Annotated in this window: 20 protein-coding genes and 1 pseudogene; 5 read left to right on the top strand and 16 right to left on the bottom strand. The window is 39.9% G+C overall.

Features of this window, described 5'->3' with window-relative positions; genetic code table 11:
* The first annotated feature begins 267 nt into the window (after nt 1–267).
* A complete protein-coding gene (folD, locus tag D1093_RS04650; protein ID WP_120100945.1) occupies nt 268–1,167 on the top strand; it encodes a bifunctional methylenetetrahydrofolate dehydrogenase/methenyltetrahydrofolate cyclohydrolase FolD in 900 nt (299 codons plus the stop codon).
* A 66-nt stretch (nt 1,168–1,233) separates the two neighbouring features.
* Here the strand turns inward: folD and edd are convergent, their stop codons facing one another.
* The 5 genes from edd to D1093_RS04625 all read right to left on the bottom strand — a co-directional run bounded on the left by edd (nt 1,234) and on the right by D1093_RS04625 (nt 8,200).
* Nucleotides 1,234–3,057 (bottom strand): phosphogluconate dehydratase, encoded by a 1,824-nt coding sequence (gene edd / locus D1093_RS04645; RefSeq protein ID WP_038473347.1) that lies wholly within the window; start codon nt 3,055–3,057, stop codon nt 1,234–1,236.
* 55 nt (nt 3,058–3,112) lie between these two features.
* Complete coding sequence (pgl, locus tag D1093_RS04640; RefSeq protein ID WP_120100944.1) at nt 3,113–3,865, bottom strand: 6-phosphogluconolactonase; 753 nt, start codon at nt 3,863–3,865, stop codon at nt 3,113–3,115.
* 17 nt (nt 3,866–3,882) lie between these two features.
* Complete coding sequence (gene zwf, locus D1093_RS04635) at nt 3,883–5,355, bottom strand: glucose-6-phosphate dehydrogenase (RefSeq protein WP_120100942.1); 1,473 nt, start codon at nt 5,353–5,355, stop codon at nt 3,883–3,885.
* A gap of 122 nt (nt 5,356–5,477) precedes the next feature.
* Nucleotides 5,478–6,761 carry an NAD(P)/FAD-dependent oxidoreductase gene (locus tag D1093_RS04630; protein WP_120100940.1) on the bottom strand — a complete coding sequence of 428 codons (1,284 nt, stop codon included), beginning with the start codon at nt 6,759–6,761 and terminating at the stop codon, nt 5,478–5,480.
* Between the two features lie 11 nt (nt 6,762–6,772).
* A complete protein-coding gene (locus D1093_RS04625) occupies nt 6,773–8,200 on the bottom strand; it encodes a glutamine synthetase family protein (protein ID WP_120102336.1) in 1,428 nt (475 codons plus the stop codon).
* A 402-nt stretch (nt 8,201–8,602) separates the two neighbouring features.
* Between D1093_RS04625 and rhuM the strand changes: the two genes are divergently transcribed.
* The gene (gene rhuM, locus D1093_RS10520) at nt 8,603–9,010 is read left to right on the top strand and encodes a RhuM family protein (RefSeq protein WP_210246183.1); all 408 of its coding nucleotides are present in this window, start codon (nt 8,603–8,605) and stop codon (nt 9,008–9,010) included.
* A gap of 535 nt (nt 9,011–9,545) precedes the next feature.
* On the opposite strand, the gene D1093_RS10220 is transcribed toward rhuM, so the two are convergent.
* The 5 genes from D1093_RS10220 to D1093_RS10210 all read right to left on the bottom strand — a co-directional run bounded on the left by D1093_RS10220 (nt 9,546) and on the right by D1093_RS10210 (nt 12,500).
* Nucleotides 9,546–10,214 carry a hypothetical protein gene (locus tag D1093_RS10220; RefSeq protein WP_244614040.1) on the bottom strand — a complete coding sequence of 223 codons (669 nt, stop codon included), beginning with the start codon at nt 10,212–10,214 and terminating at the stop codon, nt 9,546–9,548.
* A gap of 159 nt (nt 10,215–10,373) precedes the next feature.
* Complete coding sequence (locus D1093_RS10450) at nt 10,374–10,496, bottom strand: hypothetical protein (protein WP_280178766.1); 123 nt, start codon at nt 10,494–10,496, stop codon at nt 10,374–10,376.
* A gap of 340 nt (nt 10,497–10,836) precedes the next feature.
* Nucleotides 10,837–11,067: a hypothetical protein gene (locus D1093_RS04610; RefSeq protein ID WP_120100939.1), complete on the bottom strand. Its 231-nt coding sequence runs from the start codon at nt 11,065–11,067 to the stop codon at nt 10,837–10,839.
* Nucleotides 11,068–11,169: 102 nt separating this feature from the next.
* The gene (locus D1093_RS10215) at nt 11,170–11,682 is read right to left on the bottom strand and encodes an MATE family efflux transporter (protein ID WP_244614039.1); all 513 of its coding nucleotides are present in this window, start codon (nt 11,680–11,682) and stop codon (nt 11,170–11,172) included.
* On the bottom strand, nt 11,652–12,500 hold the full coding sequence (locus tag D1093_RS10210; protein ID WP_244614038.1) for an MATE family efflux transporter: 849 nt from the start codon (nt 12,498–12,500) through the stop codon (nt 11,652–11,654). The genes D1093_RS10215 and D1093_RS10210 overlap by 31 nt, the downstream gene beginning before the upstream one ends.
* A 343-nt stretch (nt 12,501–12,843) precedes the next feature.
* Here D1093_RS10210 and D1093_RS04600 point away from each other — a divergent pair, with 343 nt between their 5' ends.
* The 3 genes and pseudogenes from D1093_RS04600 to D1093_RS04585 all read left to right on the top strand — a co-directional run.
* Nucleotides 12,844–13,431, top strand: coding sequence for a hypothetical protein (locus D1093_RS04600; protein WP_244614037.1), 588 nt, complete (start codon nt 12,844–12,846; stop codon nt 13,429–13,431).
* 10 nt (nt 13,432–13,441) lie between these two features.
* Nucleotides 13,442–14,662 carry an MFS transporter gene (locus D1093_RS04595; protein ID WP_120100937.1) on the top strand — a complete coding sequence of 407 codons (1,221 nt, stop codon included), beginning with the start codon at nt 13,442–13,444 and terminating at the stop codon, nt 14,660–14,662.
* Between the two features lie 716 nt (nt 14,663–15,378).
* Nucleotides 15,379–15,604: pseudogene (locus D1093_RS04585) on the top strand (Arm DNA-binding domain-containing protein); the annotation flags it as partial.
* Nucleotides 15,605–16,908: 1,304 nt separating this feature from the next.
* Here D1093_RS04585 and D1093_RS04575 read toward each other — a convergent pair.
* The 6 genes from D1093_RS04575 to D1093_RS10200 form a co-directional block, all read right to left on the bottom strand.
* Nucleotides 16,909–17,412, bottom strand: coding sequence for a DUF6622 family protein (locus D1093_RS04575; RefSeq protein ID WP_120100935.1), 504 nt, complete (start codon nt 17,410–17,412; stop codon nt 16,909–16,911).
* A 1-nt stretch (nt 17,413) separates the two neighbouring features.
* Nucleotides 17,414–17,815, bottom strand: coding sequence for a hypothetical protein (locus D1093_RS04570; RefSeq protein WP_174767397.1), 402 nt, complete (start codon nt 17,813–17,815; stop codon nt 17,414–17,416).
* Between the two features lie 455 nt (nt 17,816–18,270).
* On the bottom strand, nt 18,271–19,185 hold the full coding sequence (locus D1093_RS04565; protein WP_120100933.1) for a hypothetical protein: 915 nt from the start codon (nt 19,183–19,185) through the stop codon (nt 18,271–18,273).
* A 2-nt stretch (nt 19,186–19,187) separates the two neighbouring features.
* The gene (locus D1093_RS04560) at nt 19,188–20,075 is read right to left on the bottom strand and encodes a hypothetical protein (RefSeq protein ID WP_120100931.1); all 888 of its coding nucleotides are present in this window, start codon (nt 20,073–20,075) and stop codon (nt 19,188–19,190) included.
* Nucleotides 20,068–20,316, bottom strand: coding sequence for a hypothetical protein (locus D1093_RS10205; RefSeq protein WP_244614035.1), 249 nt, complete (start codon nt 20,314–20,316; stop codon nt 20,068–20,070). Before D1093_RS10205 ends, D1093_RS04560 begins: the two co-directional genes overlap by 8 nt.
* 55 nt (nt 20,317–20,371) lie before the next feature.
* Nucleotides 20,372–20,905, bottom strand: coding sequence for a hypothetical protein (locus D1093_RS10200; protein ID WP_244614034.1), 534 nt, complete (start codon nt 20,903–20,905; stop codon nt 20,372–20,374).
* Nucleotides 20,906–20,910 lie beyond the last annotated feature (5 nt).

The raw sequence follows: 20,910 nt of genomic DNA, 5'->3' as shown, positions 1-20,910 counted from the left end.
AATCGTTAAAAGGCTTTTTATACCCCTATAATTGACCATACCCATTTTGTATTTTCACTATTTTTGTTCTTTATCCAAAGTTTATTCAAACAGCAATATTGCTGCTTCTTTATAAAGCAATTATTTAAAAGTATTCTAAAACGATAAATCCACAACATTATTAAGCCATTCTTACTGTTCTCATATGAATATTGCTATAAAACTCTATCGTATTATTAGAAAATGCTTTACAAAAAAACAAACAGCCTTACCGAAAGGGTCTCTCTCATGAATAATATTATCGACGGAAAAAAACTTGCTGAAGAGATTATTGTGAAAGTTAAGGCTGAAACCATAAAACTCCGCAATAACTATAATATACAACCTGGTATCGCTGTTATTATCGTTGGAGACGATCCTGCAAGCCAAGTCTATGTCGCTTCAAAAAATAAAAAAGCTGAAGAATGTGGATTTCTTTCCATCAAACATGCCGTTTCCAAAGAAACACAAGAAAAAGAGCTCCTTCAGCTTATTGCAACGTTAAATTCTGATCCAAAAATTCATGGTATTTTGGTCCAGCTGCCTCTCCCTGCCCATATCAATACAAACCGCATAACACAAGCCGTTGCTTTCCAAAAAGATGTTGATGGTTTCCATTATGTCAATGTAGGAAAACTCGCAGCAAATGCACTTGAAGATGCTATTATTCCCTGCACACCAGCTGGTGCTATGATGATGATTGAACAACACTGTGGGCGAGATTTATCTGGGCTTGATGCTGTCGTTGTTGGACGCTCTAATATTGTTGGCAAACCTATGGCTGCCCTTTTAACTGCAGCCAATGCTACTGTGACAATTGCCCACAGTCGTACCCGTGACCTTGATGATGTCTGTCGGAGTGCCGATATTCTCGTAGCAGCTGTAGGTCGCCCACAAATGATAAAAAAAGACTGGATTAAAAAGGATGCTATTGTTATTGATGTAGGCATTAATCGCATTCCAGCTCCAGAAAAAGGTGTAGGAAAAACCCATCTTATTGGGGATGTCGATTTTGAAAACGTAAAAGAAAAAGCTGCTGCAATCACTCCTGTTCCAGGAGGTGTTGGCCCCATGACTATTGCCATGCTTATGGTTAATACACTTAAAGCCGCCGTCCGATTACACAATCTTCCTATACCAAAATTCTAAGAATTGTAACAATTCATTGTACATGGTTGCATTACACGTCGTTCATCTTGTTTCTTTTTGCATTCCTCAAGTCATAAAAACAGATGCCCCCTGATCTGCACGATTAACCGATTGACGAAAAACACGAAAGAGTTCACGTCCAACACCCTGTTCGTTTTTTGTAAGATCAGGAGGTGTGATTGTTCGTGCGTTAAATTTTGCTAAATCCTCTAAAAGAGTTAATTTACCCCCATGAACATCAAGGAAAACAATGTCACCATCTTGCAAACGTGCAATGGGACCATTATCCAAAGCTTCTGGCGTCACATGGATGGCAGAAGGAATTTTTCCTGATGCTCCGGACATACGGCCATCCGTTATTAATGCTATCCTTTGACCGCGATCTTGTAAAACGCCTAAAATGGTTGTTAATTTATGAAGTTCTGGCATACCATTGGCTTTTGGTCCTTGATAGCGAATAACAGCGATAAAATCTTTATCATGCAACGCACCAGATTGAAAAGATTTTTGGAGCTCCTCTTGATCATTAAAGACAAGGACTGGTGCTTTAATTTGCCAATATTCTGGTTTAACAGATGAAACTTTTATAATAGCGGTTCCCAAATCTCCCGATAAAACACGAAGCCCCCCCTCAGATTGAAATGGTTTTTTCCACCCTGCTAACACCTTATGATCACCACTTTCCTTAAGAGCAGCTTCACGCACCACACAGCCATCCGCAGAAAGCTTTGCTTCAATTGCATAAGCATGGAGATCTTTACCAAAAACTGTAGAAACATCTTCATGCACTAAACCGGCCTCAATAAGCTCGCGAATAATAAATCCTATTCCCCCTGCTGCATAAAAATGATTGATATCAGCCAAACCATTCGGATAAATTCGCGCTAAAAGAGGCACATGGCATGAAATTTCCGCAATATCATGCCATGTCAATTGAATACCGCAAGCCGCAGCGATAGCTATCAAATGGATCGTATGATTGGTAGAGCCTCCTGTTGCATTTAATCCTACAATGGCATTCACAAAAGAACGCTCATCAATGATCATCCCAAGTGGTCTATAATGATCACCAAGATCGGTCATTTCAAGTACACGCTTTGTCGCTTCTTTTGTTAAAGCATCACGCAATGGTGTATTCGCATTGACAAAAGAAGCTCCCGGCATATGCAGCCCCATCATCTCTAGTATCACCTGATTTGAGTTAGCCGTTCCATAGAATGTACATGTTCCTGGTCCATGATAAGAACGAGCTTCTGATTCCAAGAGTGTCTGGCGATCTATTTTATTTTCCGCGTAAAGTTGACGTATTTTTGCTTTTTCATCATTCCCTTGACCTGTTGTCATAGGACCAGCGGGTATAAAGATTCCTGGTAAGTGACCAAATGTTAGTGCTCCAATCAATAAACCGGGGACGATTTTATCACACACCCCAAGATACAAAGCTGCATCAAAGACATCGTGTGATAAGCTTATCGCTGTCGCCATTGCAATCACTTCACGCGAAAAAAGGGAAAGCTCCATCCCCCTATTCCCCTGCGTAACACCATCACACATCGCAGGAACTCCCCCTGCTACCTGTGCAACAGCACCAACCATACGGGCTGCCTCTTTAATTAAGTGAGGAAACTTTTCAAAAGGTTGATGGGCTGAAAGTATATCGTTATATGCCGTGATAATGCCGATATTCCCAACGATATTTTCCTTCAAGCGCTCTTTGTCTATTGCACCACAAGCAGCAAAACCATGAGCCTGATTAGCACATCCCAAAAAACTCCGCTTGGGACGGTGAGCCTGTGCATTCGCAATACGATCTAAATAAATTTCTCGTGTAGGTCGAGAGCGTTCATAAATCCTTCGTGTAACTGTGGCAATTGTCTTGGAAAGTGCCATATTTATTTCCCCCTTCATTGATACTCCCCTCATTCATTAAAGAGAGATTGCGTTTCTATTCACCTTGTGTCTCATCTTCTAATTCACTTATTTCATTTTCTGCTGGCGACCAATAAACCTGCACAAGATGAGGAGAATTACGCAAAATCGCCCGAATGGGCATTTCTATTTCAGCTCCATCTTGACAAGCTTCTTCAAAACAATGGCGTTTCTGAAAACCTTCGAAATGGAGAATAATGCAACGAGATTGCATTATGACTGGCAACGTTAGTGTGAGTCTTGGCTCAATAGCACTTTTTGCATGAAGTGGTAAAACAAGTGCTTGTGTTCGAAGATCAAGTGCTTGCTTTAAACGATCAGCATCAGGAAAAAAGGAAGCCGTATGTCCATCAATCCCCATTCCTAAAACAACAACATCAAAGGGTTTGGGCAAAGTATTAACACGACTTGCTGCTGAAAAAGCGGCAAGTTCAACGGTGCGTGCCTTATGATAAAGTCCTACAAAACGTGCTTTCGTTGCAAAATTTTGTAACAAATAACGCTGTACCGTATGTTCATTTGAACGTTCATCATGTATAGGGACAAAACGTTCATCAACCAAAGTGATAATGATATTTTGCCAATCAATATCCGCTTTTGATAAATAATGAAAAAACAATTCTGGTGTTTTACCACCAGACACTGCTAAAATCGCGCGCTTGCGCTCAAGAACAGCTATACTAAGCTCTGCTGCAACACGGTCAGCCAATGCTAAAGCAAGAGTCGTGGGTGTTTCAAAATTTAAACGGTCAATATTCATTCCATGCATACTTATTGTTTATTGCTCTAAACTAAATTGTTCCATATACGTCCATCACGTTCCATTAAAATCGTCGAAGCAATAGGGCCCCATGAGCCCGCACTATATTCATAAATAGGCTGCTTTATTGCTTGCCATCCCTCAAGAACAGGCTCAATCCAACGCCAAGCCGCTTCAACTTCATCACGACGCATAAAGAGTGTTTGATCTCCACGAATAACATCCATTAATAAGCGTTCATAAGCATCAGGATTACGTTGAGAAAATGCAGAAGCAAAACTCATATCCAAGGGGATATGACGAAATCGCATACCACCAGGACCCGGATCCTTAATCATCAACCATTGTTTGACACCTTCATCAGGCTGGAGACGAATAACAAGCCGATTAGAAAAAATCTCATCCGAATCCACATTAAAAATATTATGTGGAATGGATTTGAAAAAAACCACAATTTCAGACATTCGCGTAGGCATACGCTTACCAGTTCGTAAATAAAAAGGCGTATCTGCCCAACGCCAATTATTAATCTTAACCTTCAACGCTACAAATGTTTCGCTCTCACTTGCTCTTCCCAAATCTTCAAGATAAGATCCCACACGAACACCATTCAATGTACCCGCGACATACTGCCCACGCACGGTATGTTGTTCTACATTATGAATATCAAGAGGTGTTAAAGAATGCAAAACCTTCAGTTTTTCATCACGCACAGCATTTGCTCTATTCGTAAATGGTATTTCCATCGCCACCAAACAGAGCAATTGCAACATATGATTTTGCACCATATCGCGTAGCGCACCTGCACTCTCATAATATTCTGCACGCCCTTCCAAACCTAAAGATTCAGCAACGGTTATCTGAACATGATCAATATAATTAGAATTCCATAACGGCTCATAAAGTGTATTCACAAACCGTAATGCCATCAAGTTTTGAACAGTTTCCTTGCCAAGATAATGATCAATGCGAAAGATTTGATCTTCATTACAAACACTTGCAAATGCATCGTTAAGCGAAACAGCTGTTTTTACATCACGACCAATAGGTTTTTCAATGATAATTCGTGTTTGTGGTGTTACCAAATTGCCTTTCCCCAACTGCATTGCAATATCAGCAAAAAGCTGCGAACCAACAGCCAAATAAAAAGCTCGAATATCTGCTGAATCTTGTGACAATACCAGCGCAAAATCTTGCCACCCTCGATTGGAGGAAACATCAACAGAAACGTAAGTTAAACGTGCAAGAAAACGATGAAGTTCAGTTGAATTGAGATCTTCCTTATGAACATGTGTTTCTAAAGACGCACGAACAAAATTTTGATATTCTTCATTATTCCATGCAGAACGTGCCACCCCAATAATACGGGTGGGCTCATTAAATTGCCCAACACACTGACAATGATAGAGAGCAGGCATAAGTTTGCGTGCTGCTAGGTCACCGTTACCACCAAAAACAATACAATCAAAGGGAGAAACTGGAATAATTTTACTGGCCATGAACTTATTTTATTTTTCTATTCGATTATTCAATCCTATAACTACTTATAACAGCTTCCATCATTAAAGCAGACAGAACCTAAATAAGCCATTAATTTTCTACATTTCAATCAATGTTTCTGTTAAAGACGATCCATTAAAGAAAACCAACGCATTGCTAAAAATATAAGCGGATAGCGCAAAACGTTTCCTCCTGGAAAGGATGAAATCTTTAAGTTCTGAAAATGGGCAAAACGTTCATGATTCCCAGTCAACCATTCTGCATATAATTTTCCCATAAAAGGAGCAAGCATAACACCATGCCCTGAATAACCACCACAATAAGTCATCCTTGAGAAAAGTTGGCGAACATAAGGCATACGCTCAACCGTGATAGCAACCGTTGCTCCCCAACGATGGCTGAGATTGATAGAGTGTAATTGAGGATAAATTTCAGCAATTTGCCGTTTTATACGTACATCTAAATTTATAGGATTCTTATTATTGTAACTTTCTACACCACCAAATAAGAGACGATTATCGATGCTTTTGCGAAAATAACGAACCATAAAACGGGAATCATCAACCGATTCACCGCTCATGAGAATTGAACTGTTCTTTGGTAATGGTTCCGTTGCTCCAATATACGAGCGAATAGAAACAATCTTTTTCTGAACAAAACGCTGAAGCCCAAGTTTATACCCATTCGTTGCGAGTAAAACATGCTCTGCTGTTATACTCCCTTTTTCTGTTATCACTTTCCAATGAACTCCCTTGCTCTTCACGGTTGTTACTTGTGTCTTCTCATAAAGCTTAGCACCAGCATCTTTAGCCCTTTTTGCCAACCCAACAATCAATTTTAAGGGATTTATATGACCGGTATCCGCATCATAAATACCACCACAATAAAAAGACGATCCAAGTCGCCTAGATGTTTCAACCCTATCCATAAAAGTAAGCGCATGATAGCCATAACGCTGCATTGCCTCAATATGCCGTTGATAAGAGAAAAGCTCACGCCTTTTATGGGTTACAGAAAACTGTCCTGCCATAAAATCGCATTGCAAATCAGGCAACGCGCATAAAGATAAAATATCTCTTTTAGCTTCTTCTGCTAAATCAAACAGCACTTTACTACGCTCAAAATCATATTTTTTCTCTAATGTTTCGACCCATTGCCGTTGCCCTGTTCCCAATTGTCCACCATTGCGTCCCGAAGCACCATCACCAAAACGTGATGCTTCAAATAAAACAACATCCACTCCAGCATTCGCTAAATGATAAGCAGCTGAAAGTCCCGTCAATCCACCGCCAATAATGACCACATCACACTGTCTATCTTCACAAAAAGAAGGATAAGAGGGACGCTCTTTTAAAGTATCTTCATACCAAGAAAGTCCTGGAGAAATTGGATTAGTGTCAATCATCGTGATAAACCTCAAACATTAAGCAAGAGATATTCGCGCTCCCACGGACTAATCACTTCCATAAAGGTTTCAAATTCTTGTCGTTTAATTGCAGCATAAGTACTGACAAACACGTCCCCTAAAATAGCACGTATTTCTGTATCTTGTTCAAACAAATTGACAGCCTCAATAAGACCACGGGGTAACTCAATATTATCAGCATTCACATTATTTGTTGTTGGCTCATCCGGTTTAATTTTCTGTTTTAAACCAATGAGACCACACGCTAAAGAAGCTGCAAGAGCTAAATAAGGATTTGCATCTGACGAAGGAAGCCTATTCTCGACACGTCGCGCTTGAGGAGCAGAACGAGGAACACGAAATGCTGTGGTCCGGTTATCATAGCCCCATCGTAAATTAACAGGTGCTGAAACATCCGGCATAAGGCGTCGATAAGAATTAACATAAGGCGCAAGCATGACAAGTCCTCCCGCCATATGTTTTTGTAATCCACCGATAAAATGGCGAAAACAAACACTTTCTTTACCATCTTCTTGCGTAAAAATATTTATACCTGTCTTCTTATTAACGACTGATTGGTGAATATGCATCGCAGAACCCGGCTGCCCTTGAATGGGCTTTGCCATAAAAGTTGCATACATATTATGTTTCAGTGCTGCTTCACGAATCGTCCGTTTAAACATAAAAACTTGATCAGCCAATTCAATCGGATCGCCATGACGTAAATTGATTTCAAACTGACCTGCCCCCTCTTCGTGAATAAGTGTATCAATCTCCAATCCTTGTTCTTCCGAAAAATGATAAATATCATCAATGAACTCATCAAACTCATTCACACCGGCAATCGAATAGCCCTGCCCCCCACCAATTGAACGACCAGAACGACCAACGGGAGGAACTAAAGGATAATCAGGATCAGGATTTTTCTCTACTAAATAAAATTCAATTTCTGGTGAAACAACCGGCTTTAGATCCATTTGCGTATAAAAGTTGACTACTTTTCGCAAAACATTTCGTGGTGTGTAATCGACAACTTGGCCATTTTGATATACAAGATCACAAATCACCTGTGCTGTGGGAGCATCTTCCCATGGTACAATGCTTAATGTAGACAAATCAGGCTCAAGACGCAGATCGCCATCAGTTTTAGGATATTCAAAGCCATGCCCATCTTCAGGATAATCTCCTGAAATTGTTGCTACAAAAACCGCTGAAGGCAATGCCAATGATGTTTCCGATGTAAATTTTTTAGAAAGCATCATCTTGCCACGCGGCACCCCTGCTTGATCAGGCGTGATACACTCAATATCCTCTACCTTACGGAAAGCAAGCCATTGTAAAACTTGTTCCCAATTTTTTACACCCCTTAAATTTTTAAGGAAATGAGGGACAGGCTTAGAACTCTTTTTTTCCATTTTTTTACCATTTTTCACAGCCATAACACACCAACTTAACAAAACAATCAAGCCCCGCAATTCATGGTACCATCCCATGCATGAATGTCACAAAAAATCTTAATCAACTTAATTTTGATAAAATACATAACTTCTATCAAGATAAAATGACCTTACCCTCATTATAAGCTACTGATTATATCAAACATGATGGAAAAATGGTACTGCAACACATCGTCTGCTAACCTGCACTGTATAAAAATCAGCGCAAACGAGCATAATCATCGCGCCCAGCCTCTTGCCAATATCATCTGACAGCCGACAGAAAATTTGTAATATTCAGCAGCAAAAGACGCGTTTTAAGAGGGTATCAGATACCTCCTAAAAAATTAATTATCCACAATAGCACTGCTGAATTTCTAATTTTCCCTCGTCCGTCAAAAGCTTATAGCAGAGTTATTTAGCGCAGATGTCCGTACAATCAGCGAACATTTAAAAAATATATTTGAAACTCAAGAATTAGATGAAAATTTAGTTATCCGGATTTTCCGGATAACTGCTTCTGTCTGTAAAAACTATAAGACACAACTTTACAACCTAGATGCCGTTATCGCCATTGGATATCGGGTCAACTCTAAACGCGCAACACAATTTCAACAATGGAGCACGCAAATACTGCGTGATTTTGCAATTATTAGAGTCTATGTCATTGACAAAAAGCGCCTTGAAAACGGTCTAGCTCTTAATGAAGACTATTTCGGACATTTACTCACTGAAATAAGAGAATTTAGCCTTAGTGAACAGCGTTTTTATCAAAAAAATTACAAATATTTATATAACCAGTCTGTATTATAACAAAGATGCACCAACTGTCTTTCATCTAAGTAACAGGCAAAGCCTGTTCAATTGTATATTCACTCTCAAACTCCCTCGTCTTTTATTAACTTTTTATCAGTACAAAGCCAGACCAAATTAAGTGGGATAACGAAACATATACAAAGCAAGGTGAAACAAAAAACTGCTTTTATACAAATACTCTTCGCCAACCAACCAATCAACACAAGCGCTAAAATACCAAAAATACGTGCAAGAAAACTAACAATGGATAAAACCGTATTTGCATTCTTTTGTTGAATATGTTTAAAAAAATTCTGCTTCAAACTGCGTCATAGGGACAGAAAAAAAACTGTGAAATACGGTGAATAAAATAATAGGGGCCCAACTGTTTGCAACGAGAAGCAGAGCAAACATAACAAAAGCACTCAGGACGAGTGAGCACAAAGTTATCACCATAGGAGCGCATTTGTGCATAGGATATTTAATTACAAAGCGATTAAATAAGTATTTTACGAGAGTATAAGACACAAAGCACAGGCCAAGAATAAGAATTTTAGTCTTTCCCGTTGCATTGTCTAATACTCCTGTTTGTCCCAAAATAAAAGGTTGCCAAAAATGAAATATTGGCTGCAATGCTGCAAAAATAAAACCACATATCGATATGTAATATAACCCGATTTTTGAGGTAACTAAATAAGTAAAAAGCTTCTGTTGCATGCAACAACGAACTCGAACCTATTAACTGACTACTCGAAACAGATGCAATAGCTATCCCCGTCACCCGACTAAACAAGAATACAAGCACGAGAAACCCGAAAGAACAAAAATAATATGCCGACTGATAATTATCCATACACAAAACAATAAGAACACCTAGTGCACCAGCAACCGTATTCATGAATGCCGTTAGTTCCCGCTTATAGGCGTTTACTTGGTGATAGATCAAACTACTCTTGTAACCATCGCTATCGATTAAGCCTTTAATCCATGTGCTATCAGCGCCAGAACATAAAGCAAAGCCTAAAGCATAAATAATTTCTGCCGGAATTAAGACAAAAAGATTAGGCGCGTAGATACATAAAAAGAAACATGATAGGATAACATTTTGTTTAACGCCAATTTTATCTCCTAAAATCCCACAAGGCACTTCAAAAATACAAATAGCTACGCTAAATACAATTTGCAATAAAGCGAGCTGTGTTATACTAACGCCCATAGACAAGAAAAAAAAGCATGGAACAAACCTGTAATCAGCCGAACCCCACTCATTGCCGCACAGCCATAGAGCAACTTTTTAACTTCATAATCTATCGTCATTAATATATCCAAAAGTTATAAAGCTGGCAGCTTTTTTTGCTGCCAGCTTTATATATTTTAAACCTCAATTCAGAAGAGTGCGTCGAGTAGCCATTTTCTGCTTACTCGTTTGGGCTTTAAGCGAAGTAACATCAACCCGCTTAATTTGAATTTTTTTCAGTGGTGTATACATACTTTTAGTTTTCATAACTTTACCTCCCGTATTCAATGAAAACAATTAAATTGAACATGAAATATATATTGTAGCTACTTTATAGCTATCTTTTGTCAATGTATTATTTTGATATAAAAAGTTTGGCTGTCCTCCCCGCGCTTACGTTAAGTATTTCGTGCATCAATCATTCTGCAACAACCACCGCGGCACTTGGAAATTTATGCGTCTCTTCGAGCAAAGTACGCTTATATTCATGTACAACTTTCATCCTTAGATGCAAAATCATCTTTAGCTAAAGCAACTTAACATTGCAGTGAGGGTCCATAGAGCGTGTGTATTAACTGGTACTAAATTTCACATGATAGTGCGTATTTTAGGATCTATTGCTATGAGAAGTAAGATCAATAACTTTACCCCAAAAAACATCATAATTTAAATTATCAAAAGCATTCTTCAAAACCCATGAATTAAGACTTGTAAGAATAACACCACCAGCAGCTGCGATTGTTTTGACAAATACATACACTTTAGCACCGCGATTATTATTAGTTATAAAAACAATAACTTCTTTAAATTGCTTCTCAGTAGGGTATAAATTAAGCATGTTTTTCTAGTCATTTTTTACGGAATTAAACTCTGCAAATTTACCGAACTTACTCCTTATTGTAAGCAGAACTCTATGGACAGTGGAACTATGCCCTTATAGTTAATGCTTATAGCGCTTTATTAAATAACCTACGCGCACATAGTTAAAGAGAGAAACGATTAAGCTGGCACCAATCATGCCAAACCAATAGCCAATAAAGCCATATTCAAAAAAATGTGCCATGAGCGCTCCCCCAAATAAGCCTATCCCCCAATAGCTTATTATGATAACAATGGTTGGCCAAAACGTATCAAGCAAGCCCACAAGTATGCCATTGAGCATGGCTCCTAAAGTGCCAAAAGCAAAAGACAATAAGACGAACGGAAGCAACACCCAAGAGAAAACAATAACGCTTTCCTCAGCAATATCAAAGATGGTTATAAGGATAAATTCATAAGAGAGATAAACAACTCCTGATAGAAACAAGACATAAGCGACAGCAAAAACTGTGACACTCATACGTAACTGTTTCAGAGCCATATGAGTCCCATCTGTTCTATACCATGCTGCCATGGTCGTAGCTGCACTGGAAATCCCCAAAGCTACCACAGAAATAAGTATATCAAGGCGCATTCCAATCGTATGCGAGCCAAAGCTTCGACTCCAAAAGCTGTAATCATGAAGGCAATGACAGAAGGAAAGCCTTCCGCAATAAGAATACGGATACCAATGGGAAATCCTACGAGCAGCAATTTTATGATTCGTGAAATCTCAAACTTTGGTTTCAAATAATGAAAGTGAAAGGAATGAAAAGCAGAATTGTGGGGCAGAATGATTGCCACTGCCATAACAATCAAAATACGGATCAAACTACTCGCAATTCCAGCACCAAAGACACCTAATCCGCTTGCTGGACCTATCCCAAAAATAAGCAGCCAAGAGATAAGAAAATTCATAGGGATAGCTGCAAGCATAACAAAAGTTAAGGGCTTAGGATCACCAATTGCTGACAGTAATCCGCGGCCATTGACATAAAGATAAAAAAACACCACTCCTATCGCAGCGCCCCTGTTATATTCCTGCGCTATATGGGCAATTGCCTCATCTTGACCAAGAAGACATAAAATATTCCTCGTATTGAATAAAATAATCGCACTCATCATTCCAATCAAAAGGGAAAGCCATATTCCTTGATCAAACCATGCTTTTAATGCATCTCTATCTTGTCTACGAAAGCTTGCTGCAAGTTTTGGTGCAATCGCAGTAATAATCCCTAGCCCCAACAACATCACAAAACTAAACAGACTCAGAGCTAACATTGTACCACTTAAGGCTTGAACACCTAAATGCGCCACAAGCGCTGCATCTGTAAAGGAAATCATCATCTGAGAAATAAAGCCAACAGCCAGTGGCAAGCCAAGAGAGAGCAATTGCTTCATCACAACAAACATTGGGAAAACCCTTCCATACTGAAGTGCATATTAAGCTTGGATCTTTCAAACAAAACGTATTGATTTTTTTTCGTCAAGTTTTTCCACCGCAAATCTTGTGTAAAGGGTGCATAATGAGAACGCATTATGCTAAGAGGAAATACTCAATTCTTAAAAGAGAAGCGCAATGCCCCTTTATTGGTTTTTTGGACTTCATGCCATGCGTTTTTTTGTACAACATTATACCCCAAGCAGTTACAATCTAGCTATCACGTCGCAACTGCATAAGTCTTACGCACAAAAAGGGCTAAAACCATCCAGCCTACAGCATCGACAGATGCTTTGATTATTTAGTGACATCGTTATGCGCAGCTGCGGCTATGCGCCGTGTAATGGGCATTCCTATATCAAAATTTCCAATAACACTCCTCTAACGCTCGCTAAAACGAGTTCAGCTAATTATTTCCGCTATCACAAATATTTGCATGGTTATCATGATGATTATGTGGTTGGCTTTGGGGCGTCAGCACAGTCGATTCTTGGCTCACTCATCACACGAACCAATCCCAGTCGAAGAAAATACATTACTGACATACCACTTAAAGGAAAATCCAAAATATACTACAATTGGGTATCAGCAGAGCAACAAGCCTCCAAGGCTTTGTGTATGCAGCTACCTTATAACGGCTATGCCCAAAAAGAAAGAATTGACTGGACCGCACTCCCCTCTTTCGTATACAATAACCTACAGCAGCTCATAATAGGTGCAGGTCTCATCGCAGAAAGTGATAACGATCTCCAGCTAACTCAGCGTGGTTGGCAATGGTATTCCGACCTTATGTATTTTCTTCCACCTCAGGAAGACAGGAATCTCTTGGACGACTATGTCGCAAACATGCTGAATACAACCGCCGTACTTGATGGACCAGCGGAAATCTGTGTGGCATCTTAAGGAGAACAGAATGTTCACGCTTTTTGCCAACAAGAACATACGCTATTTTTGCCTAACCGTTAGTCTGCTCGCCTTACTCAGCGGTGCTTTGCGCACTGCCATCCCGCTATTAGCAAGACAATCTGGATATGGCGTCATCGGAGTAAGTTGGGCGCAAGGTCTCTTCTCATTAGCGTGGCCAATTTTCGGCATCCTTGCAGGCGCTTTACTTGATCGCTGCGACAAAATAAAACTTGCCACCTCGGCTCTCCTCATCTTCATGCTACTGCATATTGTCCTGTTCATCCTGCTTATGATACAGATTGCTCCAGCCGAACAAATTTTCTTCTATGCAACCATTGCTGGATTCATCGTCGTTTCTGCCGAAGCTTATATAATGACGATTCCACCACTTATCATGGAGGGAGAGCGATTGATGACCTTCTACTCTATTGTCTTGTTTTTAGATTTCGGGGTCTCCTATTTTCTTGCCCCTGTCATAACAAGCAGCATTTTAGCGCATAGCACACTGCTATTTCTCGGCCTGTTAATCGTGCTTTTTATCACATTGATTTTTACCACTCGCCGTGCTGTTCCGACATCGCCAGCACTTGATAAAGAAAACATCACTTTCCGTTATATCATTGCCGGCTTTCATTTCATTTTTTCAAGTCGGCATCTCACCTCCCTTACATTACTCACATTCTTTTTATCGGTGGTATTTGGAGCATTCCTAACCTCATTCATCTTCTTCGTTACCGACAGTCGGTATCTGGGCCTCCATAGCAGCCAATATGGCGTGATGTTTGCAGCCTACGCGCTTGGTACAATGGCAGGTGCCCTCTTTGCGCCACGTATACGCTATGCACCGGTGCGCCTAGCTGTTCTCACTGACGGTTTAGGAACGGTTGTCTTGCTGCTGATTCCAGCCTTTTCAAAAAGTGCTGTCGTCGTATGGAGCATCACCTTTATCGCTGGCGTTGGAGCAAGCTTATGGTTTATTGGAGTTACCGCCTTCAGGCAGCGCCTCACACCAAAGCAACTTCTTGGGCGCGCTAATTCTGCTTTTCGGGTGATAGGCTATGCTGGAATGCCGGTCGGAAGCTTTTTGGTCGGCGTTCTTGGTTCTTTTATATCGTTGCAATTTGCTGCCACCTTTATCGCTGGACTCCTATTGGTGGCTATCGCGATAACGCTTCCATTTCTTTGGCAGGCTGATCATATAGACACACCCAATCCTGCCACGAGGTGACAGCTGCTTTTAAAAAAAGACACGGTCGAAAAAGGCATACATCCCCTATTACGCAATCGATTGATCTGTTTTTTGGACGAGGAAATTATCACCATAATGGCTGATAGAGCTAAGGAGCACTATAGAAGCAGCTAAACAAGCGCTAAAGACAAAACAGCCCCTTTACGCTGCATTGGACGATGATCTCAACCTATATGAAGGCTGCAGAGAGCTTATAGCGTAGGAAGTGCAATTCTTAAAAAAACGCCGCCCTAGCAATACCCCCTTATACTCCAATTAATCCGTCTTCCACTCTTATACGCATCTTTGCGCTTCTCCGTTACGCTTAGTATAAAATTTGTACATCACAATTCCTTTTATCCTATTTATTTCTGTATCCTCTGCCAATTTACTTTCATGCAAAGTGTCGTATAAGCTGTTCTCTTTATTTTTTAAAGTTTCTTGTGCTTATTTTATTTCTTTTCGCTTACGCAAGCCAGCTCGATCAATTCGCATTGCCACATTTTGACATTTTGCTTTTTTTGCCTTGCTTTTTCAAGGGCAATATATTGATTTATAATGATAATCTAGCGTTATTCATATTGAATTAGAACCCCGAATATCGTAAGATTCTCTTCATTTCAAATCTACTTATCTTGAATCAATTCATATCATTTGCTTGCACGTCATAAGCGGAGCTGGTGTGTGGGTAAAATTTATACAAGAAAGGACTAAAAATGGCTCTTATGAACACTCTCAAGTGCCAAGAGCTGTCGCAACACCCACGAGCTGGCAAATATAATGATGGTGCTGGCTTACTACTTCATAAGCGTAAAGATGGTGGTGCTATATTATTTCATGGGTGCTTTATCGTTATACCCTTCACGGTCGGCGCTGTGAAACGGGTTTGAGTGCTCTTTGAGAGATGTCTCTTTAAAACAAGCTCGTGAATTGCAAGAGCAATAATTTTCCCCCTCTAAGTTGGCGCGCTGTTTCGCATATTAAAGACGGCGATTTTATATTTCTTCTTGTGCGCTATTATGGCACTTACAAATATTATCAGCAAGCTGATCAATTGGCACAAGTCCATCCCAAAATGTCTATCTTTTGGCATTGACATATTTCTAACAAATCGAAGAGCTGAATCTCCAATTTGACGACATATCACCACGGGTAAATTTAAAATTGCTTCACATGTGACATAACCAAACACAATCTAGAAAAAAAACCTCAATAATGACGGTGTCTTCCAACTATATGCCTAAGCTTGTTGTTACTATAAACCTACTGCGCGCCCAAGTTTACGGGTTCGCATCTTATGTCTCATCATAAGGTGCACTTGCACACTCAAAAGCAGAAATTCTCTATTCCTTTGAAAATAAAGTAATAAATCTAAAAAATACCTTTTTAGACAAGATCTCTACTCATTAAGACGCTTCGGCTTGTTTGAACAAAAAAAGGAAAAATACGAGAGAAAAGTCTTTACTCTGTTATCGCTCAAACGACCCGAAAAAACCGATAATCGCAGTTTTTTTTAAAGAAGAAAGCAAGAAAAATGAAAATAGTTGTACAAAAGAAAATGGTACTGCACGCGATACATCGCATGCTAACGTTCTCTTTAAAAACATATAGATAATTACAACCAGCTTCAAAAAATAGCCTTACCAATGAAGTACTCGCTAGAGGGTTGCGTGCACAACGCAATAATGACACACTGACTCCCGCAAGCGTACTTTACATATTGTACGCGTAGCCTGTATGGAGTCTGCCGCTCCTAAATACTCAAACGTAATGCTACTGGGTCGTACAGTGTGATCGCAGTTGCCCCCTTAACACCGGTTCCTACCATATCATAATGCTTGACAAAAGCATCATGCCATCATCGCAACCGCTTTGCATATAGGTTCCACAACATAGTTCTACAAACTGTGACGCATTGCCAAGCTAACAGTTTTCTTGCCCACCTACGCCAATGAGACCATCACTCTCGTCTTTTTGAATCGTAAAACAAAATGATTTACTATCAGCGATAAACCATCTGCTCAAAGTCCAGCTAGCTTAAACTCATAGCATTCTAAACCTTTAGGCTCACTCTGCCCCCAAGGGGGGTATAGTCAGATATATCACTTCCGTCACGTATTCACGCGTTGGGATAAAAAATCTGAAACTATGAGGCAACGCTGCATTTGTATGCAGCGTTGTTGTTAGGAATAAGCTTCTATTGAGATAGTTCTAATGGGAAGCACCCACAGCTAATGGTATAAGGATTAATTTGGATTCTTTCGAAATGCTATATATAAATTTAATGTGCCGCCCCAAAACACACCATCAGTGACCCCACTTAAAAGACCAAAAAGAAGGTTAAAATCAAATGCATATTTCAAATCAGGTTTAACATTGAGAAAAACAATCAATGTGAATTTGATGACAAAAGTGATAAGAATAAATATCAGCGTCAACGGCGTACCAGGCCGAATAATGAAATCCGTTCCCTCTTTGATTTTTAAACGCGCAGTAGCACGCCAGAGCAACCAGCCAACGCCAACGCCGATCATCAGTCCCCCCAACATTGCGATTGCTCCCCAGCCCGGGAACGCCAGCTTGTTAATCACATCGCTTGCGCCCAAAAAAAGAAAGACTAACGGCAAGAGAAAAAGGCGATAAACCTTCATTTCCCTATCTTTCAATGCGATTATTCCCATCGTAATGAGAAAAATAAGTAAAATCCAGACCCATAAAGGGGTTCCGGTCAGAATGTTAAATAATGACATATTATGCTCCATGATGTTTGGCGCGATAAAAATATTGCATGATGTTAGGAAGATATTTAGAAAAAAGAATACCAGCACAAATTAAACTCATAGTGCCCCACCAAAGCTTGGGGGGCCATGCAAAAAAAGCCCCTAGAAGACCATTGGCAAAAAAGATGATTACCCAAATCCATGTAATATATTTATTGATGAGATAAAATAGGATATGTTTGCGTTTCTCTTCAGAAGCACCAGCACTGGCATAAAAAATGGTAAAGGGTTTCTTTACCAACAAGCTCATCAATGAAACCAGAGCAAGGGACAAATAGCAAAAAACTATGGGGTAGTTCAGTAAAAGTGTAGACCATCTAGCGAAATAATTAACAAACAGGACAATAACTGTCAGAATGTTCGTAATCATCATGAGTTCCCCCCGTCGGACAATTTTAATATTCGCAGCAATAATGGACAATAAAATCACAGTCAAGATGAGAGAGCATTCGACCAGAGTTAAAACGTTTCCATTGATAACCCAGGAGTAAATACTCCACGGAATAAAGAGACTATTATGTTAAACATGGTGCATCCTCCTTGCACTAATGCGTCATCGCCGCCTCAAGATTCCCATCTTCAATCTCATGGAGGATAATAGAAAGGAGGACACTAGAAAATTACATGATAGCATATTTGCAGACTTCCATATGCGCGTGGCCAGTGGCACACCCTCCCCCCAATTCGTACAGAAATGACGTCGCTCTTGGTACTGGACGCGTTACCTCGGTGGCTAACCTTCTCTATTTTTTTTGCAGAACAGAAAGCGCATATCAGGCTCTCTAGCCATACTTAGAGTACGCAAAGTTATTCATCACTCTACAACACTTAAGCGCGCAATTTTATGTTTTGTATTAAAGGATTTTTGCTTTCAAAATATACGAACAACATCACACAAAGTAGAATAAACAAGCTGCCCCCAACATTAAACCAAACCTTCTCTGTAACCAGCACTGTTGCACCGAAACAGTTAACAATCGCGTGGACAAAAAAAGGCGCACACACATAAAATTTAGAGCGCGTAACAACACTACGATACGCCAAGCATGTGTTTAAAATATGCATGAGTATGACGCTCATTAAAGCACACAAAAAAATACTCGCTTGCGTCCAGGAATAAAAAATTACATATTCACTGGCTAATAACCTAGATCGAATAAGCCAGCCATTATAAACAAGGAAAGGCCCTAGCGCCTTGTAAACTAATTCGCATAAACCCCAGCCTATGCCAATATTCAGCGGCAAACGCCATAACAAACTAGGCGAGCACCGATAAAACTTAGTAACTAACCAACGACGTACGGCTTCTTCTGCTACAACAAAAAAAACCGTAAATGTTAAAAATAAAAAAACAAGCGCCAGCCCCTGCTCTGCACGACTCTTGGTTTCAACAATATTCATCATATAAAGCGTTTTTATTACAGATTGCTCCCAAAAAGCAATAAGCCCGCCACCAATGCAGCTAGCAACAAACCATCCCACAGCACCGGCGACAACCAATTTGAACTTCAGAAAATGATGAAACACACATAGAAGAAAAACAACGCCAAGCACTTGCAATAAACGTAAGGCATCAAGTTTATGTTCTGTTTCCCAGTAACGCCATACTAACAGCACAATCACCCCAAAAACTATGCCGCTCAACAGCACATTTATCCAACTAAATGTAGAGCGAAACAAATTATAAATGACAGCACCATAAATAAGGCCTGCGAAAAGCGAAGTAATAAATAAAACCAACATTATTATGCCCCCTCATTTACTACAGCGTAACTGCTATTTTTCTTCATGGATAATCTGTCTTGCACAAAATCATAAATTTGCCGCATAAGAGCAAACATAAGAATAGTAGCGATTGTATAATGCCCAATTGCAAGAAGTTCTGGCTCAGCGGCCCGCCATGAAAAGCGCGCCCAAGCCGCCAAGCATTGTAAAAGCAAGATAAGAACAAAAAAACGCCATTTCTTGTCAAGGCAAATCAAAAGCATTAAGAAAGTTGATAAAAGACTCAGACCTATAATAAACGCATAATATATTACCGTCTCAAGTAAAAAAAGTAAGGCATCCCTATCAAGACTAAAGGCCCCTTTTAGGATCTTCACAGCTTCTGGTAGAGATGTAAGCAGTGCAAGCCCTATAGCAGCCCCCCAAATTCCTATTCCCACGCCCAGTGCTGTCTCTACACCATTGCCATTATCTTCTGCCACCCAATGAGAGAGCAAAAAAAACTGCATAATCGCTATGCTTATAGGGAATAGACCAACAGCAAAAACAATATTAGGCGTACTATAAGCAAAAAAATCAAAAATTAAACTACCTATTATACGCATAAAGCCGTATAGAAAAAAAATCAAAAGCACATAACAACCAGCGCTTGACCCAATAATCGTCTTCGTGTCTTTAAACGCTTTAACCAAAGAGAGTAACCAGCGGTACCCCAATATAAGCGAAAGCGCCAAAACATAATAAGGAAAATAACTCACAGCGCCATAAACATAAAGAAAAACAAGACACAAAACAACGAGCAAGAAAACCAAATGTTCAACCAATGTTTTTTTCTTCATCAAAGGAAAAATAATCAGCACCAGACAAAAAACGGCGCCGATAATAGATAATGTCAATTTGTCAAGCATTATGGTAAGCCTCAGAAATAGAATTTATTAATATTGCGTAGTCTGAAGAAATGCCAAACATAGACAAAAGACCAACCGCAAAATGAATTACAAAAGGCAGATAGAAATAGGCCTTTCGCTTATCTTCGAAACCAAGATTCATAAAGCGCGTATTTACAACATGCATCAATACAATTATGCCCGCGGCAATAAGATAGATGATCGCTTGTGGACAAGATTCAAATGCGACATAGCCCGCCATTTGTGGCTCCCTATCAACACGGTAATTCAAGTAAAGAAAAAGAGCTGGGAGGGTCTTATAGCATAAGTCTAGGACACCCCAAGCCCAGCCCGAAATAAAGGACCTCACGCGCAGCTAATTCTGGCTTATATACGCGAAGCAACCACAAACGCAAAAGCTCCGTAGTTAAAACTGATATCAAAAGGATAAAAAAGGGATAGCTTGCAGCAACCAAACTCATGTAATGCACCACCTGCTGCTGGCTATTATGAGCAGCAGACAAAGCAGGCAATGGCAACAAAAAGCTCAAATATACAAAACCTGCCCCAATACACAAGGCAACAACTGCACCACAGAATCCAAGAACTAAATATTTATATAAGTAGCGCTCGTGCAGAATTAAAAGCATGCCAAGATAACATACCAAAAGCAAAAAAGATAAGTCTGGAAGCCCACTTTCACTATGTGGATAAGCGAAGATGATAACGCAGGAAAGGCCAGCTAGCCCCCCAAAAATGGCGCGCTCGCCCAATAAGCCATTGTTTTTAAGGACACGAGGGCTGGAACTTATCCCAAAACCAAGCTGCATTCCAAAAATTAAGTCAGACATATAAT

It is taken from the genome of Bartonella kosoyi (assembly GCF_003606325.2).
Taxonomy (GTDB): domain Bacteria; phylum Pseudomonadota; class Alphaproteobacteria; order Rhizobiales; family Rhizobiaceae; genus Bartonella; species Bartonella kosoyi.
This window is presented reverse-complemented; position numbering and strand designations above follow the sequence as displayed.